General features: G+C 34.4%; 13 protein-coding genes. 11 read left to right on the top strand and 2 right to left on the bottom strand.

Annotated features, from left to right (window positions below; all coding sequences use genetic code 11):
- Positions 1 to 19 precede the first annotated feature (19 nt).
- Positions 20 to 610, top strand: coding sequence for a hypothetical protein (locus ACW0JX_RS27735; protein WP_098818352.1), 591 nt, complete (start codon positions 20 to 22; stop codon positions 608 to 610).
- Between the two features lie 146 nt (positions 611 to 756).
- Here ACW0JX_RS27735 and ACW0JX_RS27740 read toward each other — a convergent pair whose 3' ends face one another.
- Positions 757 to 915, bottom strand: a complete 159-nt coding sequence (locus tag ACW0JX_RS27740; protein ID WP_168410761.1) for a hypothetical protein — start codon at positions 913 to 915, stop codon at positions 757 to 759.
- Between the two features lie 161 nt (positions 916 to 1,076).
- Positions 1,077 to 2,774, bottom strand: coding sequence for a helix-turn-helix domain-containing protein (locus ACW0JX_RS27745; RefSeq protein WP_098629872.1), 1,698 nt, complete (start codon positions 2,772 to 2,774; stop codon positions 1,077 to 1,079).
- 550 nt (positions 2,775 to 3,324) lie between these two features.
- Here ACW0JX_RS27745 and gntR point away from each other — a divergent pair.
- The 10 genes from gntR (at position 3,325) to ACW0JX_RS27795 (ending at position 18,618) form a co-directional block, all read left to right on the top strand.
- On the top strand, positions 3,325 to 4,056 hold the full coding sequence (gntR, locus tag ACW0JX_RS27750; RefSeq protein ID WP_071731694.1) for a gluconate operon transcriptional repressor GntR: 732 nt from the start codon (positions 3,325 to 3,327) through the stop codon (positions 4,054 to 4,056).
- The gene (gntK, locus tag ACW0JX_RS27755) at positions 4,049 to 5,584 is read left to right on the top strand and encodes a gluconokinase (protein ID WP_168410759.1); all 1,536 of its coding nucleotides are present in this window, start codon (positions 4,049 to 4,051) and stop codon (positions 5,582 to 5,584) included. The genes gntR and gntK overlap by 8 nt, the downstream gene beginning before the upstream one ends.
- Before the next feature lie 116 nt (positions 5,585 to 5,700).
- A complete protein-coding gene (gntP, locus tag ACW0JX_RS27760; protein WP_001131719.1) occupies positions 5,701 to 7,047 on the top strand; it encodes a gluconate permease GntP in 1,347 nt (448 codons plus the stop codon).
- A 264-nt stretch (positions 7,048 to 7,311) separates the two neighbouring features.
- The gene (gndA, locus tag ACW0JX_RS27765) at positions 7,312 to 8,721 is read left to right on the top strand and encodes an NADP-dependent phosphogluconate dehydrogenase (RefSeq protein WP_000413550.1); all 1,410 of its coding nucleotides are present in this window, start codon (positions 7,312 to 7,314) and stop codon (positions 8,719 to 8,721) included.
- 1,873 nt (positions 8,722 to 10,594) lie between these two features.
- Entirely contained in the window at positions 10,595 to 12,304 is a 1,710-nt protein-coding gene (locus ACW0JX_RS27770; RefSeq protein WP_168410758.1) for a hypothetical protein, read from the top strand.
- A gap of 1,000 nt (positions 12,305 to 13,304) precedes the next feature.
- Entirely contained in the window at positions 13,305 to 14,411 is a 1,107-nt protein-coding gene (locus tag ACW0JX_RS27775; protein WP_168410757.1) for a conjugal transfer protein, read from the top strand.
- A gap of 2 nt (positions 14,412 to 14,413) precedes the next feature.
- Positions 14,414 to 14,704, top strand: coding sequence for a hypothetical protein (locus ACW0JX_RS27780; protein ID WP_000421395.1), 291 nt, complete (start codon positions 14,414 to 14,416; stop codon positions 14,702 to 14,704).
- A gap of 425 nt (positions 14,705 to 15,129) precedes the next feature.
- Positions 15,130 to 15,534, top strand: coding sequence for a TcpE family conjugal transfer membrane protein (locus ACW0JX_RS27785; protein ID WP_042514249.1), 405 nt, complete (start codon positions 15,130 to 15,132; stop codon positions 15,532 to 15,534).
- A 59-nt stretch (positions 15,535 to 15,593) separates the two neighbouring features.
- Positions 15,594 to 18,134 (top strand): ATP-binding protein, encoded by a 2,541-nt coding sequence (locus tag ACW0JX_RS27790; RefSeq protein ID WP_459245952.1) that lies wholly within the window; start codon positions 15,594 to 15,596, stop codon positions 18,132 to 18,134.
- Between the two features lies 1 nt (position 18,135).
- Positions 18,136 to 18,618 carry a hypothetical protein gene (locus tag ACW0JX_RS27795; protein WP_000241153.1) on the top strand — a complete coding sequence of 161 codons (483 nt, stop codon included), beginning with the start codon at positions 18,136 to 18,138 and terminating at the stop codon, positions 18,616 to 18,618.
- Positions 18,619 to 18,627 lie beyond the last annotated feature (9 nt).

Genomic DNA, 18,627 nt, shown 5'->3' on the forward strand with positions numbered 1-18,627 from the left:
AATATTAAGGGTTGGAGGAATGACATTGGAAATAGCCAAATTAAATTTGCCCATTGATAGTATGCACTTTTTACTTAATCATCAAATCAAAGGAAACGAATTCGAATATCTCAATGTAGAATTTTACACCTATTCAAATGGTTTTCTTTTAGATGTAGTGGAATGGACAAAACAAAATGATTTTTCTTTATCGATATTGGATAAAGAATATACAGAAAAGTTTTTAGCGAGTTTAGAGAAGTTTAAACCATACCTTGTTATTGGGAGTAATATGGATTCAGGTAATCTAATTACTATCTACCAGCCCACAGGAGAAATATATGAGCTAGAACATGAAATTACGGAAAGAGTAGAAAGATATTTTGTCAATTCTTCTATAGAGAAAATGTATTCCTGCTTCAATTACTTTAAAAAGTATTTGGTTCAACTAATAGAGCAAGAACACTACATAAGTCATGATCTAACAAACAATTTTTATGAACTAAAGAACAAATTAATGGAGTTTGATACTAACATATTAATAAATGATGATGACTACAATAGACAATTTTGGAATTCCTTATATCACGGCAAGTTAAACTTTTTTTTGAAAAAGTCAAAGGGAATATAGATTATCTTTAATTAAAATACTTACATGAAATAACGATATTTCAAAGTGTAAAACGACTTTTTAAGAAACAAAAGCTGATTAAGGAAGAGCTCCTTACTGGTTAAAACTGCACTAGAAAAATAAAATAACAGTAAGGAGTGGTTTTCTTAATCCCGCATTGCACCTGCTTCTCGGGAAGTCATTGCTCCTTGTCCTTCTCTTACATCATTTTGAATTTGTTGTTTCACTTTTTGCGCATCAGTTTCTGCAAAATTTGGTTTCATAATAGAACTAGATGTTTCTATATCTTTTTTATCATGTTGCATACAAACCCTCCTGACTTTAACATTTGCCAATCTTATTATGTGCAAAACTACACACATGATATCCACTGAGCAATCGAGCACGTTTATGGAGTAATACAGGCAGAATATGAACAAACTAAAAAGAAGCAGGTACCTCTCTATTTAAAGGTATCTGCTTCTTTTTACATTGACTCTATAATCATTTGTCTTTCATACCACTTGTTTAGTTTTTCATTAACACTTTTTGAAATACGCTTCATTTTGTTATTACAGAATCTTGATAGCGTAGCAGGGGATAGACCTATTTCATCTGCTATCTCACGCATTGTTTTATTTTGATGCATATGCTGATGCATAATTTTCTCTCGAACCATATCCTCTGATCCTACAGTAGGTTGTTTTACTGTATCTACAATATAACGCTCCTCTTGCTTCTCTTGCGTATCTATTGATTTTTTCTTCACCATACTATCTATATTATTCATCAATTCTTTTGGAGGTAAAATAATGATTCCCAACTTTTCAAAGTAATTCTTAAACCAATTGCGTTCTCCTATCTTTGTTTCATCCAATTCTTCTGCATATGCCCAATGTGAAATGACATTTTCTTTTTCTAAATCATTTAAAACATTTTCTAGTTGTTCACGAATTCGAGTTGGGCGCCCCTTTGTAGTTGTAATACCCATTACAGACAGTAAACCTTTTTCTCCACCAATAGAGTATGGTCTTTTTAAAGTACTGTATTGTTGACGGATTCGCCACTGCCAGGATAAATAACGTATTAAACGTTTATGAAACTTGTGTCTATAGCTATTATACTCTAATGCTTTTTTCGATAATAAAGCAGTTGTGCTATTAGATCCATATAAATAGCCCGATAAAAAACTACCTGGTTTAATCTTACAGGATTCTATCCCCATATATTCATTAGTATTCTTATCTCTCCATAACACTACAGAGTCCAGTACGAATAGCCTTTTGATTACTTCACGTTTTACTTCAAATTTTTCCCCTGTTTCAGCTTGATCGTTCAATACTACAACTTCATTATCATCATTCAAATAAATAAAGATACTCGCTAACGCTGCAATACGTTGCGCTACTTTTATCTTATCTTCTGCACGATAATACTCTACACCGTTTGCTGATGCTTTTGGCATATTACATAATTCCAACACATTTTCATAGCTAAAATCTATGAATTCATCTGGAGATTTAGCTTGATTTAACCATTGTATTGTAATGGTATCCAAACAGTCTGCTGTAAGATCATCCATATTACTAATTACTCCATCAACCAATATAGACCATCTTTCTGCTTCGTTTGTATTCACTAATCTCAAATCCTCATCCTTATGTGATGATAGTTGTGCAACTCCGCTTGAATTTTTTGTTTCTAATGGCAGTACCGGTTTTGCTACTGCTTCATCTTCCTCAAAATGATTTTTTGCTATTCCATCACGTAATTGATAGTACATTGCGTCATTGGTTACAGGATAGTAATCATCCGATATATCTTCTATATGTTCTGTTACCTGACTATCTTCAAAAATTGAAATTTGAGTTGGTTCAACTGCTTCAACTTTTTCTCCGAATTCTTGTTCAATGATCTTATCTAGTACATTTTGAATCTCAACTTTATATTTATTCAGATTGGCATAAATGTTTAACAACGATATTCCTTGCTCTTGTTTCTGACCTAACCAAGAAACAAGTGTCGAAAAGGAAGGGGACATATTAGCTGATGTTACTAATTTATCATGATTCTCTTGTACTTCTTTATAATATTTATTCCATTTGGCCCATAACTGCTTGTTTTCTTCATAAATTGGAGCAGCAAGTAGGAGGGCATCACTAAACAATGCTAACACTTTCTCCATAATTAATACCTCCTAACAATGTTAATTACAAATATAATTTGAATCTTAAAAATGTGAAACGTCATAGCTATATGATGGCTATATAACCTTTAAGTTGAAACATTATCAGAATAATCCGCACGATTGTTGATTTTTACTCGTTCTATTGTGGATCATTTAAATTCTCTTTACTTGTCTTTAATTATATAAAACTGCTTCTATTTGTAAAATCATTACTTTACAATACAATTTCAATTTTTAAAAGTGTTTAATGCTCAAATTCAGTTACTGTTACATTTTTACATCTATATTTTTGACTCAAAAAGTTGTAAACCTGAGTGGTAAATATGTTGATGTAAGTCCTTGAATATCATATTCTTCAGTTTTCCATTCCCTAAATCTTCTTCATCATCAACAATAATAGTTTTTGGGGCGACTCGATTTGTTAGCTTGATAATTATGGGGCTTTCCTCTAAAAGAACCAAAGCAAACAATAAAAGCGCTTGCATAATTAAAAATCCGAGTTATAATACTTGTATACAAGTATACTTGATTAACATGAGGTGAATTTATGGCGAAATCAATGGAATTTCTTTATCCTGAAAAATGGCTTTCAAAAGCTTCTACAGGGGATCGTGTTGCGAGCGAACTGAGAATGCGCATTATTGCAGGGGAAATTGAAAGCGGTACCATCCTGTCGGAAAATAAATTAGCTGCCGATTTTTCTGTAAGTCGGTCACCCGTTCGTGAAGCATTAAAAGTACTAGCTTCTGAAAATATTATTCGCTTAGAAAGAATGGGCGCAGTTGTCATTGGTTTAACAGAGAAAGAAATCGAAGAAATATATGATGTTCGTTTACTTATAGAAAAGTTTATCTTTGAGCGACTTGGAAAGATGGACACAAATGATTTAGTAAGAGAACTAAATAAAATAATGGAAATGATGAAAATCGCCATTAAATATCATGATTCTGATGAGTTTTCTTATCAAGATCTTTTATTCCATGAAACGATTATTCGAACCATTGAGCATTCCTACATCCTGATGATTTGGAATAATTTAAAGCCTGTTATGGAAAGCTTAATCCTTTTATCAATGCGTACTCGTTTCAAGGAAAAGTACGAAGACTTTGAACGGGTTATTAAAAATCATGAGCTTTATATAAAAGCAATCGAATCAAAAGATCGAGCCCTCATGATTGAGGCCTTACATCTAAACTTTGATGATGTTCAAGGGAAAGTTGAAGATTTCTGGATGTCACAACAAATGTTATCTAAAGGAGTAGAGCAAGGACATGAGTAGCTATATGTTAGGTATAGATATCGGTACAACAAGTACGAAAGCAGTTTTATTTACTGAAAAAGGCGAAGTCATCCAAACCGAGAATATTGGTTATCCACTTCGCACACCGGATATATCCACAGCGGAACAAGATCCAGAAGAGATTTTTCAAGCTGTTTTACAAGCAATATCAAATATAACGAAACAGCATTCAGATAAAAAACCATCGTTTATCTCATTTAGCAGTGCTATGCATAGTGTCATAGCTATGGATGAAAATGATCATCCGCTGACACCTTGTATCACTTGGGCAGATAATCGTAGTGAGGCATGGGCACATAAAATCAAAGATGAACTGAATGGCCATGAAGTGTATAGACGAACAGGAACACCTATTCACCCAATGTCACCATTAAGTAAAATTACATGGATTGTGAATGATCATCCGGAAATTGCTATTAGAACGAAAAAATATATTGGAATCAAAGAATATATCTTCAAACAATTCTTTGATCAATATGTTGTTGATCATTCCATCGCCTCGTGCATGGGTATGATGAACTTAAAAACACTAGATTGGGATGAGGAAGCTTTAAAAATTGCTGGTATAACACCAGCTCAATTATCTGAACTCGTACCAACCACCCAAATATTTAGCAACTGCAATCCAGATTTAGCTCAAAAGATTGGTATCGATTCACAAACATTGTTTGTCATTGGTGCCAGTGATGGGGTGCTTTCTAATCTAGGTGTGAATGCAATTCGAAAAGGTGAGATTGCTGTCACAATTGGAACAAGTGGTGCTATTCGGACCATCATTGACAAGCCACAAACAGATAAAAAAGGAAGAATATTTTGTTATGCCTTAACTGAAAAGCATTGGGTAATTGGTGGACCGGTAAACAATGGAGGAATGGTCCTTCGTTGGATTCGTGATGAACTTGCTTCATCGGAGGTAGAAACTGCGAAAAGACTAGGAATTGATCCATACGATGTATTAACTAAAATAGCTGAACGTGTGAGACCTGGTGCAGACGGATTATTATTCCATCCATACCTCGCAGGGGAACGTGCACCATTATGGAATCCAGATGTACGTGGCTCCTTCTTCGGTTTAACGATGTCACATAAGAAGGAACATATGATTCGTGCAGCTTTAGAAGGCGTTATATATAATTTATACACTGTATTTTTAGCATTAACCGAATGCATGGATGGTCCTGTAACTCGTATTCAAGCAACAGGCGGCTTCGCAAGGTCTGATGTTTGGCGACAGATGATGTCCGATATTTTCGCATCTGAAGTCGTTGTTCCAAAGAGCTACGAAAGCTCTTGTCTAGGTGCATGTATATTAGGTCTCTATGCCACAGGAAAAATTGATTCTTTTGAAATCGTTTCCGAAATGGTTGGCAGTACCTACAAACATACACCGAAAGAAGAAGCAACAAAAGAATACAGACAATTACTGCCTATATTTATTAACCTATCAAGGGCGCTAGAAGACGATTATACACGAATTGCAAATTATCAAAGAAATTTAATAAAGTAAAACTTTCATCAGTAATTCCCCACGCCTCGCTTCTATCTAAATCTCGAGGTGGGGGCCTTACTGCCCACGAATAGCGGGATAAATACAAATACAGCTAAGATTAGGGGGGAACTACGATGCCATTAGTCATTGTAGCAATTGGGATTTTAGCATTACTTTTACTGATTATGCGCTTTAAATTAAATACCTTCATTTCATTAATCATTGTATCGGTCGGGGTTGCTTTAGCACTTGGAATGCCGCCTGAAAAAATTTTTAAAACCATTGAAGCGGGATTAGGGGGAACACTTGGTCATTTAGCACTCGTTTTTGGACTTGGTGCGATGTTAGGTAAGTTGCTTTCAGATTCTGGGGGTGCACAACGCATTGCCATGACCCTTGTGAAAAAATTTGGTGAAAAGAACATTCAATGGGCTGTTGTGACTGCCTCATTTATTATCGGGATTGCATTATTTTTTGAAGTAGGATTAGTATTATTAATTCCGATTGTATTTGCAATTTCAAGAGAATTAAAAGTTTCTATCTTATATCTCGGTATTTCGATGGCAGCTGCTTTATCTGTAACACACGGATTTTTACCACCACACCCAGGACCAACTGCTATCGCTGGTGAATTGCATGCAAACATCGGTGAAGTATTACTTTACGGTTTTATGATAGCGGTTCCAACGGTTGTGTTAGCTGGACCTGTATTTACTAAACTTGCAAAAAAACTAGTACCTGAGGCGTTCACAAAAACCGGTAATATCAAATCTTTAGGTGAGCAGAAAGTATTTAAACTTGAAGAAACTCCTGGCTTTGGAATCAGTGTTTTTACCGCTTTACTGCCTGTTCTTTTAATGGCAGTCGCTACAATTATTACTTTGCTGCAAAAAACAATGGGATTCAAAGATAATAGTTTACTAGCAACGATCGAGTTTATTGGGAATGCGGATACTGCCATGTTGATATCCTTACTAGTTGCGATCTATACAATGGGATTGGCAAGAAATATTCCAATCAAAAACGTGATGGAATCTTGTACAACAGCGATCTCGAATATTGGGATGATGCTCTTAATTATTGGTGGAGGCGGCGCTTTCAAACAAGTATTAATTGATGGCGGCGTTGGTAACTATGTAGCCGAATTATTCAAAGGTACTTCATTATCACCGATCTTGCTCGCATGGATTATCGCTGCCATTTTACGTATTTCATTGGGGTCTGCTACGGTTGCTGCATTAACAACTGTCGGTTTAGTGATTCCGATGTTAGGTCAATCTGATGTTAACCTTGCTTTAGTTGTCCTTGCAACAGGGGCTGGTAGTTTAATTGCTTCACATGTGAACGATGCTGGTTTCTGGATGTTCAAAGAGTACTTTGGTTTAAGCATGAAAGAAACATTTGCAACATGGACTTTACTTGAGACTATCGTTTCTGTAGCCGGATTAGGGTTTACTTTATTATTAAGTTTATTTGTATAGATCTTTCTAAACAGTAAAAGGGATACGGAAGCTGTTTAATGTGATTTTTCATAATTAACCGGTTATTTTTCATGATTGATTAATAAGGATGACAATTTCTCTTTATTTTTTAACTTGATAATGATGTGCCGTGTCCCTATAACCTTTTGCACGAATACTGGCAGAGCCTATTGAAATGAAAAAGATTGATTATTTGATTAAAGTGTTATTTTAGGTATATATACTATAATACAGAGTAACGTACATGGAAAGGAACGATGGAATATGGAAAAGTTACAAATTGGAGTTGTTGGTGTGGGCGTTATGGGAAAAAGCCTCGCACTTAACTTTGAGAGCAAAGGGTATTCTGTTGCCCTATATGATATTTCAAAGGAAAAAGTTGATGAAATCATTGAGGAAAACCGTGGTAAAAACTTAGTTGGTACTCATATAGTTGAAGAGTTTGTTAACTCACTTGAATCACCTAGAAAGATTTTATTAATGGTTAATGCAGGGGAAATTACAGATAAGGCGATTGATTCTCTAGTCCCTCACCTTGATAAAGGTGATATTTTAATTGATGGTGGTAATACATACTTTGTCGATACAATTCGCCGAAACAAACGTCTTGCCGAAGAAGGAATCAATTTCATCGGGGCAGGTGTGTCAGGCGGCGAAGAGGGTGCATTGAAAGGACCATCTATTATGCCAGGCGGACAGAAGGATGCATACGAAAAAGTAAAGGATATGCTTGAAAACATCTCTGCAAAAGTGAATAACGAGCCTTGCTGTTCTTATATCGGACCTAATGGGGCAGGCCACTATGTAAAGATGGTTCACAACGGTATTGAGTATGGAGATATGCAATTAATTTGTGAAGCATATTTCTTCTTGAAACAAACACTTGATTTGACTGCAGAAGAGTTCCATGAAATATTTGCTGAATGGAATAAAGGTGAACTGAACAGCTATCTAATTGAGATTACAGCCGATATCTTCAAGAAGAAAGATGAAGAAACTGGTAAGCCATTAGTTGATGTTATTCTTGATACTGCAGGACAAAAGGGTACAGGGAAATGGACAAGTCAAAGCGCACTTGATTTAGGTATCTCTCTTCCTATTATCACGGAATCTGTATTTGCCCGTTGCATTTCTGCTTTAAAAGAAGAGCGCGTGAACGCAAGCAAAGTTTTATCTGGCCCTAAAGATAAAACAGCGATTGGAGTTGAAAAAGCTGAATTAATTGAAGCAGTGCGCCAAGCTTTATATATGAGTAAAATTTGTTCTTATGCACAAGGATTCACGCAATTGAAGGCAGCTTCTGAGGAATATGATTGGAACCTTGATTTTGGCAGCATTTCTATGCTTTGGAGAGGCGGATGCATTATCCGTGCTGCCTTTTTACAGAACATTAAAGAGGCTTATGAGACAAACACTGACCTACCGAACCTTTTACTTGATCCATACTTTAAAGAAATTGTAGAGTCATATCAAGGCGGATTACGCCAAATTATCTCAATGGCGGTACAACAGGGCATTCCGATACCTGCATTTTCAGCAGCAATTTCTTATTATGACAGCTATCGTACTGCCAAACTACCTGCAAACTTGTTACAAGCGCAGCGCGATTATTTTGGAGCGCATACGTATAAACGAGTAGATAAAGAAGGTACATTCCACACAAAATGGATATAAAATAAGAAATGGACTAAGATTAAATTCTTAGTCCATTTTTCATCCCACAATTCGCAGGCTATAAGACTCCCACTGATGGAATTTCACTTTAAACGAATGACTGAGTCAAAATGCGTTTATTTTTCCCATTTAGATGAAAAACTACATAACCTTTAAGGTGAAATGTTATCTGAATAATCCGCACAATCGTTGATTTTTACTCCTTTTATTTTGGATCATTTAAATCCTCTTTACTTGCCTTTAATTATATAAAACTGCTTCTTATTTAAAACTACATAGCCTTATCTTGGCTATAAACTCTTATTTGAAACTATATAGCCTTATCGCGGCTATTACTTCTTACTTGAAACTATATAGCCTTATCGCGGCTATTACTTCTTACTTGAAACTATGTAGCCTTATCACGGCTATTACTTCTTACTTGAAACTATGTAGCCTTATCGCGGCTATTACTTCTTACTTGAAACTATATAGCCTTATCACGGCTATTACTTCTTACTTGAAACTATGTAGCCTTATCGCGGCTATTACTTCTTACTTGAAACTATATAGCCTTATCTTGGCTATAAACTCTTATTTGAAACTATATAGCCTTATCGCGGCTATTACTTCTTACTTGAAACTACATAGCCTTATCGCGGCTATTACTTCTTACTTGAAACTATATAGCCTTATCACGGCTATTACTTCTTACTTGAAACTATGTAGCCTTATCGCGGCTATTACTTCTTACTTGAAACTATATAGCCTTATCACGGCTATTACTTCTTACTTGAAACTACATAGCCTTATCTTGGCTATAAACTCTTATTTGAAACTATATAGCTTTATCGGGGCTATAAACTCTTATTTGAAACTATATAGCTTTATCGGGGCTATAAACTCTTATTTGAAACTGCATAGCTTTATCGGGGCTATTACTTCTTATTTAAAACTACATAGCCTTATCTTGGCTATAAACTCTTATTTGAAACTATATAGCCTTATCACGGCTATTACTTCTTACTTGAAACTATGTAGCCTTATCATGGCTATAAGCTCTTATTTGAAACTATATAGCCTTATCTTGGCTATTACTTCTTACTTATAATAATGAATAGCTATATTGTGGTTATAATTTCGTAATTTATGAAACGTTATAGCTATATGATGGCTACAACTTTAAAAAAATGAAACGAGAATATCCTGAAAATCATTCGACTAAAAAAATTTTTATTCTATGTAATTTACTAATAAACGTTGATATAAAGCCATTTCATTAAATATGAAAGAAAAAACAATAAAATCATTATAGCTATATGATGGCTACAACTTTCACTTTAAAACTTCAAAAAACCTATATATACCAAGGGTTACAGCAGCTTTCAATAAAATATAACTTGTTTTAAAAACATGAAACGTTATAGCTATATGACGGCAGGAAACATGAAACGAAATGAAACGTTTATAGCGGTATGATGGCCACAACTTTTCATTTAAAAACAGTTATAACTCCCTATATATCAGTGTTTATACGAAATCTATAGAAATTTCTTAGTCAATCCAAAACATGAAACGTTATAGCTATATGATGGCTACAACTTTAAAACGAAATTAGCGTAAAACCCTATAAAATCAATGGTTTAGTAAGATTTCCCCCACAACATACTACGTTTCATATTCAAAAAACTTCATAGCCCTATGGTGGCAACAAACTTTTTTTTATGAAACGTCAAATCCCTTGTCCCCCAAGGGATTTGGGCACGTTTCATTTTTTTATTTTTCCTCTTAAAGGGACAGATTTCACCAGTATTCGATTTGATATAATCAAAAATGAAATTCTATATCTAATTGTGGGGAAAACTGCAACTTAACATAAAAGGAGGTGAAAAAGATGGCAAAACCTTTCGTTATAAAGAACAAACGTAGTTTGAATGGTGAAACAACAACACCGGTAATTGTAACAATTAAATCATGGCAAAAGTTAGTAGATGCTTTAGAAGGTAAGTATTACAGTTTTAAAGATACTTATCTAGAAGACATTGTGGATTCAATGTCCTATGAAGAACGAATTGCAGATGAAGAGGGATTTGTTGAACAAGCAAAGCCATCTTTTTCACTGAAAATGAAAAAGATTGTAGATAAAGTAAGTGGATTTGATAAAAATGAGGGCAGAAAACATAAGCTATATGGTATTACAAATGCTGATGTAGAAGTATTTCTATTTCTTCATAAAAAATGTAATACATATGGTGAGCTTTCGCATGTATCGATCCATATGCTTTGGGAAGATTATAAAAATTATAAAGAAGCATTTGCACATATTCACCACTCACAATTTTATGTAGCTTTGAAGAAGTTAAGTTTCCATAACATCATTACAATCGAAAATGAGTACAGTGGTAAATATAAAATCACCTTAACTGATTTCATGAATAAAGAAACGAATAAAGCAAATGCATATACATTTATTAGCCCGATAGTATTTACCAAAGAATTCTTTGAGTTATCCATTGCAGCTAAGAAACTATTCATGGATGTAGCAATGCAGCAGAAACGCGAAACTACCCTGAAACGTTCTTTATTCAAAGTTGATGAACAAGGAAACTCAACACACTTTGGTGGTATGTATCGTTACTTACATAAGAAATACCCACATCAGATTCGTGCTGTACTTGAGGAATTAGAAACAAAACTTTCTGCTACTGGATCTCCTTTATTTAAAATTTGCAAGTTAGAAAAAGGGAAGAAGAATAAAAAGCAATATACAACATTGCATTTATCTGTACATCCTGATTTCTTATGCGTGAAAGAAGAAGGAGCAGAATACCGTGACCCATTTACACCACGAGATACATATAAGCGTAAAGCTAAATTCATAGAAAACTTGTTAGTTGAAATGAATATTGCTGAATTTGCAAAGGATATGAACCAATTCATTAATGTTTTAAAACACTCTTGTCACCGTCAAATTCGCCAAGTAGTTCGTGGATTACGAGAAATGATTGATCGACAAGAAGGATATCCTAAAAAGCTAGTTTATACACTAAGTAAATTATTAAAGCAATCTTCTCAATATCGTGTATTAGACACAGCTGCTAAAACTGGAATTTATCCTTTAATTACACATAATGTACCTAAACATGAGCAAGAAGAGGCCATTTTTAAATTTGGTACTCATTTTGCTATATACTCTTTACGCAATGTTCAAAAGCTATTCCGTAAAGCGCATGACCTGCTTCATGCGAAATATGCTGTACCTGTAACTATAGATGCTTACCATCGTAACTACATGCAGTATCAAGAGGAATCACTATTTAGAAAATATGCTTATGAGCAAGGAGTTAATATTAACGCATATACAGCATTAGAAATTGAAATCCGTGAACTATTAAAGTCTAGCGGGCATCAAGGCACTAACATGCCTAGTGATATTCGTGAACTGTTCATTGAAAAAGTTGATAAATTGCCGAAGGAAAAGATTCGTGTAATTGAGGTCCCTGAAGACTTTGATTTAATTCAGTTTCTACAGTCCTTAGAAGCATACTACCGTTCAACAAGTGAAACACCACATTCGGTTGATCAGCTGCTTCCAGCAATGTAAAGATACAGCTCTCTATTTTTGAAAAAACAAAAGTGGAGGGCTATTCGTGTTGGAGATACCCTATGAAATGCATTACTTCAAACAAAGCAGAGAGAAAGTTTTCAATTTTAATGATCACGACTCTCTATTTTTTATGCAATTACATACAGTGCACGTAAATCAAAATAAGATATTCACAATTTATAAACTGTTAAATCTGAATTTTTAATCTTTTCGTTTCGTTTCATCTACAAAAAAGCAGAAATATTTTTTATAATTCTGTTGATATCTTAATAATTTTGACCTGATGTGCATAACATAAAGCCTTAAATACTGTTTTTATCATATTCTACCTCTAAATCTACTTAAAATCAGAAAAACTTCTGTTAGTTATGTTTAAAAAGTGGATTCTGTTCCTAACTTTGACCAATTTGTTAATAAATTGTGTGTAGTTTTTAAGAAATGTGGAAAGTTTGTTCGTAAGTCAGCAAAATTTGCATTTAGTATTTATTCAGTCACTCGCATCAAATTAACGATGATTATATGTAGTTTTTATATACCTACTTTATGATATTTTGTAGTTTTTAATCATCATCCAGCTCATTAAGTACATTCCTAGTATTTACCTTTTATGATTTTTTACGGCTAGAGTAATGATGAACCCTTAGCACAGCAATGTTTTAAGACGATTTTTTCTCTGTATAATAGTTTTATCTTTTTTCTTTATATATATTAAAGATATATATTATATTAGGTTTTTATATTGTGTAATACTTACTATAGAGAATAGACCCTGTGTAAAACCAATTTCATTTCTTAATGGAATTGGTTTTTTTATGTATTTTAATAAACATTATATTTAGTTTTAATCTTCCTAAAAAAATTTTGATATAAAACATAAATTTTTTTATTTCTCTTAGATTTCCGAAAAAAGTAAATCATACTTAAAGTAGATAGTTGATTAGTGGAAATTACAATGAACTTTGTAATCTCCTAACCATTTAAAAAGAGAGGTGAAGACATGGTAAAAAAGAAATCCCAGAAAAACGCCGAAAAAAAGAAATTTACATTCTTTAAAAAAGCAAAGAATAAAACAACTGAAATATTAGATATGCAACTAGAAAATTCAGAAGCACTTAAAGAAAAGAAGAAACGTAAAACAAGGGAGAAAGTTCCGGCGATAACAGGAAGAAAAGTAGGTAAGGTTACATTTTGGTGTGTGATGGGATTCGTGTTTGTAGGAAGCTCTCTTTCATTTATCCAACTTGCCGGTCCTCCTAGAGCAGTAGCTGTTCAAGAAAAGAAGGAGGAACCCGTAAAAATTAAAATGTCAGAAGCAGAATTAATTGCATATGCGAATAGTTTTGCCGCAAATTATTTTAACTGGAAAGTTGATATGAATGTAGCTGAAGAGCGAAAAAAACGATTAGAGAAATTTCTAGTTGAAGGATCCGATGCGCAAGGTGGATTAAATAGAGACACTTTAAAAAACGCCTCTAGTACTTTAGTTAAGTCGGAAGCTGTAGAGGTTCGGCAAAAAGGAAATGAAGCAGAAGTAACATTGAAAATCATTCAGAAACTAGAACCTGTAAATAATCCTGCTCCAGGAATGACTCAAGCCCCAGATACACCAAAAGAGCCTAAAGAAGTTACCAGGTACTTCTCTATTCCAATTTTAATGGAGGAAGGAAAAATGGTCGTTCCTAACAATCCTACAATCGTTCATGGAGAGAGAGAAAAGGCATCTTATAAAGTGGCTACATTCAAATCAGAAGGACGAGAAATTAATACAGATGCAGAAGTGAAAAAAGTAGAACAATTTTTACAATCTGTATTTAAAGTTTATACAGAAGGAACACCAGAAGAAATTGCTTACTACTTTGAAAAAAGCAATATAACAAATGGACTAAAAGGCATTATGACATTTAGCAAATTAGAAAACCTACGAATTTATGAAGATAAGGATAAAGGGTACAGAGTCTTAGTTGATGCCAAATTAAAAGACAATGATAGCAGCTTAGAGTACACATACACATATGATTTAAGTCTAGTAAATAAAGATAACAAGTTTTCAATTAGCTCTATGAAGAAATTTGAAAACACATTAGAGAAAGTGGAGGGTAAATAATTATGGAGCTTTTGGGATTAGATATGGTTGCTCAGCAATTACCTGCTATTACAGATGCAGCGGTTCTAGGTAACATTAATTTTGGGGTGAATATTAAAAACTGGTTAGTAGCTCAGTTAGGTCCAATCTTTTTAGTTTGTGCAATCATCGGTGTAATAGTGCTACTTGTAAAACGACAAATGGCAGGTTTAATTGGTTGGCTGGTACTTTGTGCAATTGTTTCAGTATTTGTATTCTCACCAGACGTATTTAAGGACCTTGGAACAAAATTATATAACTTAGTTTTCAAATGATAACTATTAAAACTCTTGAACTACTCACCACTTACGTCCTTATGGACTGTTTGAAGTGGGAGATTCCTGCGAACACCGATGTAACCACCGGTTGTCTTAGCAGGCTCTACCCGTAGTCCCTACGGTGAAAACATAAGTATCTTGTACGTTGACTCACCACACTACCTACTTTAGCTTGGTTTTCGCAACTTCGGCAAGCGTGGGGCGAAAGAACGTTGAAGATTTTACGGTTGCAACGCTTTTCTGCAACCAACCTCATATCTTCAGTTTTCAAAGAGCAATCTGTACAAGTAAATGATAGCAAACATGTTGGCTTATGCCAACCGACATTCATCTCCCACCTAAAATTGGTGCTTCACACCTTCACATTTTTGAGGAAGGAGTCTTCTGTCGGAAAACGATAAATTTTTAAGGAGTTGGTATAAGTGACTCAGAAACCGACTCGTAAGGAAGTAAGGACTTATAACTCTATTTGGGATATTCCAAAGAGTTTATATGGGATAAGGGACATAACACTCCCTTTCCCAGTACCTTACAGACAACTGGGAATCTTTGTTGGGACACTTTTAGTAATTATATTTCTAAATCAGTTTTTACCCTTAGGAGAGAATGTCTTTTTCAAATATTTAATATTACCTGGTGGTATAGCGTACTTCTTTGGAAATGTAGAATTAGATGGAAAAAGCCCACACAAATTTATATATCGATTCTTTGTATTCACATTTGAAAGAAAAAAGTTGAGTCGTTATAAGGATACAACTGGTAATATTGGAAGCTATCAATATAAGACGGTAGTCCGGTTTAAGGATGATTCAATTAAGAAAAAGTAATTAATTAATCTATACAGAAGAATTATTTTAGTCTCATATTCTTCTCTAAGGAGGCACAAATGAATCAGGTTGAATTTCCAGTCAAATATTTTCATGAGAATTTGATTTTTAACCAAGATGGTTCTTGCTGGGCGTATTATGAGGCATACGGGATTCCTTACGAATTTAAAGGAGACGATGATAAAAATACGTTGTTTATGCGACAACTCGGTTTATTTTGGAATTATGAAGAAGAGAAACATCTACTAATGATTCCTGTTTATCAGAATTTCAAAGAAAAAGCCGATGAGTTTAAAGAAACAGTAAGTGGTGAACTAAAAGAGCTGGCAATAGATCATACTGATGACGTTGTCCATGAGTTAGAAAGAAAATTTGGTAAAAACGCTGTAGAATATCGTTATTTTATAGGTGTGAAATTAAAAGTAAGACACATACAAGAAGGACTTAAGGAAATGCTTTATACAGCATTTCATACCTTTAAAAATACTGCAGAACAGTTTGGACTACTTGGTGATACCAAAATATTAAAAACTGATTTGGAGATGTTTAAACGGGAAGCTAGCGCATTTAGAAATAAAATAAGAAAACATTTAGCAGTTAGAAGTTTAGAAACAAATGAAACACAATGGATTGTATTACGCAACTTCTATCGTACATTGGAAGCACCTGTTACAGCAGGATGGACGCCACCGGTAGTTGATGACGATTCTGCAATCTTTCCGAATCAAGAGAGTTTATTACGTTTAACAGAATCAGAAGTAGAGGTTAAAGGAAGACATATAGAAATGTCCCAAATTGGTTCTGATGGATTAGATTATCCAGCATATATGAGTTTCTTATCGGCATCCAAGATTCCATATACAATGGAGTTTCCAGACCAAGAGTGGATGTATATGATCCAAAATATAGATTTCCCAATCGAACTAAGTGTACGCACAGAAAATATTAACCATCGTAAAGCTCTATCTAAACTAAATAAAAAGAAAAAAGATTTAGAAGATCAAGAAGCACATGCAAGGGAAAATGCACAAACTGTTGGACTAAACGTGTATGAAGGTGTTCAAGAAGCTACTGAATTACAAGCCCTTATACAAAAGACACGTATGCCACTAGTTAAGACATCAGTATCTTTCTGTATATGTGCTGAAGATTTAGATACAATGCGTCGAAATACCAATTCACTTATTTCTATTTATAGAGAGATGATGATTGAACTAGTAAGACCATATGGAGATCAGTTCCTGCTGTTTAATGAATTTATCCCTGGTGCTAGAAGATATGTAAATGATTATATACACTTTATGGAGCCTGGGGTTCTGGCAGCCGGTATGTTTGGTGCAACACAAGATTTAGGTGATAATATCGGATTTTATATAGGTACAACTGGTATTTTAAACAAAGCAGTTTATATGACACCTTCTCTCGCAGCGACAAATACTGTTGCAAATCAAAAAACGAGCGCACTTTCAGTTGCGGTAACAGGAAGTACTGGTTCTGGTAAATCATTTGGAACGAACTTAATTGTTTACCTAGCAGTACTAGGAGGAGCTCAAACACTGATAGTCGATCCAAAAGGTGAGAGGGGGAACTGGACAGAAGATTTACATGGCTTAGAAGGTAAGGTAAATGTAATTACACTAGGGACTGATAGACGAGATGAAGGGAAACTAGACCCATTTATCATTCATAAACATAGTCGAAAAGATGCAATTGAGTTAGCAATGACAATTCTTACTTTCATTACAGGTATTAAACCAGATAACTCGGAAAAATTCCCGCGCTTAGCTTCAGCCGTAGAATTCGTAGCAGGAATGGAAGAGCCGTGCTTAACAGCTGTATCTCAATACCTTGAAGATAGTGAGGATAAAGTGGATCAACAATTAGCTGCTCATATTCAAGCATTTGAGAATTTATCATTTGCACACTTAATCTTTGGTGATGGAACAAATAGAGATATTGAACTTGATACAGCAGTAAATATCATACAAATTCAGCATCTTGATATGCCTGATATTCAAAAAGATCCGAAAGATTATACCTTACAAGAAAATTTATCAGTTAGTATGCTGATGTCTCTATCTTCTTTTGCAAGAAAATTCTTTCAAAAGGACCCTACTAAATTCAAAATTGTTCTATTAGATGAAGCATGGGCAATCATGGGAACTTCTCAAGGGCGAGAGTTAGCTCGTAAGCTAGTTCGTGAAGGTCGTGCCTTAAACTCTGCAGTATACTTTGCAACTCAAAGCGCAAGTGACCTTGGAGATGAGACATTTAAGAATAATATCGGTATGAAGTTCTCATTCCGTAATACCGACAGTAAAGAGATTTCTTCAATCTTAGATTTCTTTGGTTTACCTGATAATGAAGAAAATCATGCGATTATTACTAATTTAGAAACAGGACAATGTTTATTCCAAGATATCCAAGGAAGAACAGGTGTTGTCACAATGGATGTAGTGTTTAAGGATTTATACGATGCATTCGATACAAGACCAAATGCAAGAAAGAATTATAGAAAGTCAAATGATGATGAAAAGCAGGAAGTTAATGCAACCTTTGTCGAAGAAGGGGGAGAAAAAATAAACGTAGGAGTGAGTTAACATGGTAAAAACTAAACTAAAAAAATTAATGCTATCTAGTCTATGTGCTGGCGCTCTAATTCTGAGTGCTGCATGTGGAAATAGCGAAACAAATGTAGGGGAAGAAAAAGATAAACAGGGGCACACTCCTAGAGAAATGATGTTGGATTTTGTAAAGGCTGACTTACAAAATGATAATAAAACAATTAGAAAACTTATCGTCGATGGAGATAAAAATAAAATTTTAGATCCGAATCAAGGACCACAAAATAATTTATCTTACAAAGATTATACAGTAAAAGAGTATGTGGTAGATAAGGATACAATTATGTATAACTTTATTTCAAAGAAGCCCCCTAAAAATATCGATAAAGCAGTGAAATGGGTAAGAGTAGTTCGTACAGAAGATGGTTTCAAAGTTCGTAGTTATGCCGCCCCTTATCGAAATGAAATCGATGAAGTAGCAAATACTAAACCTACAAATGAGTTTAGTTCGAAAGATTAATAGGTTTCC

The organism is Bacillus sp. C-3-6, assembly GCF_054509685.1.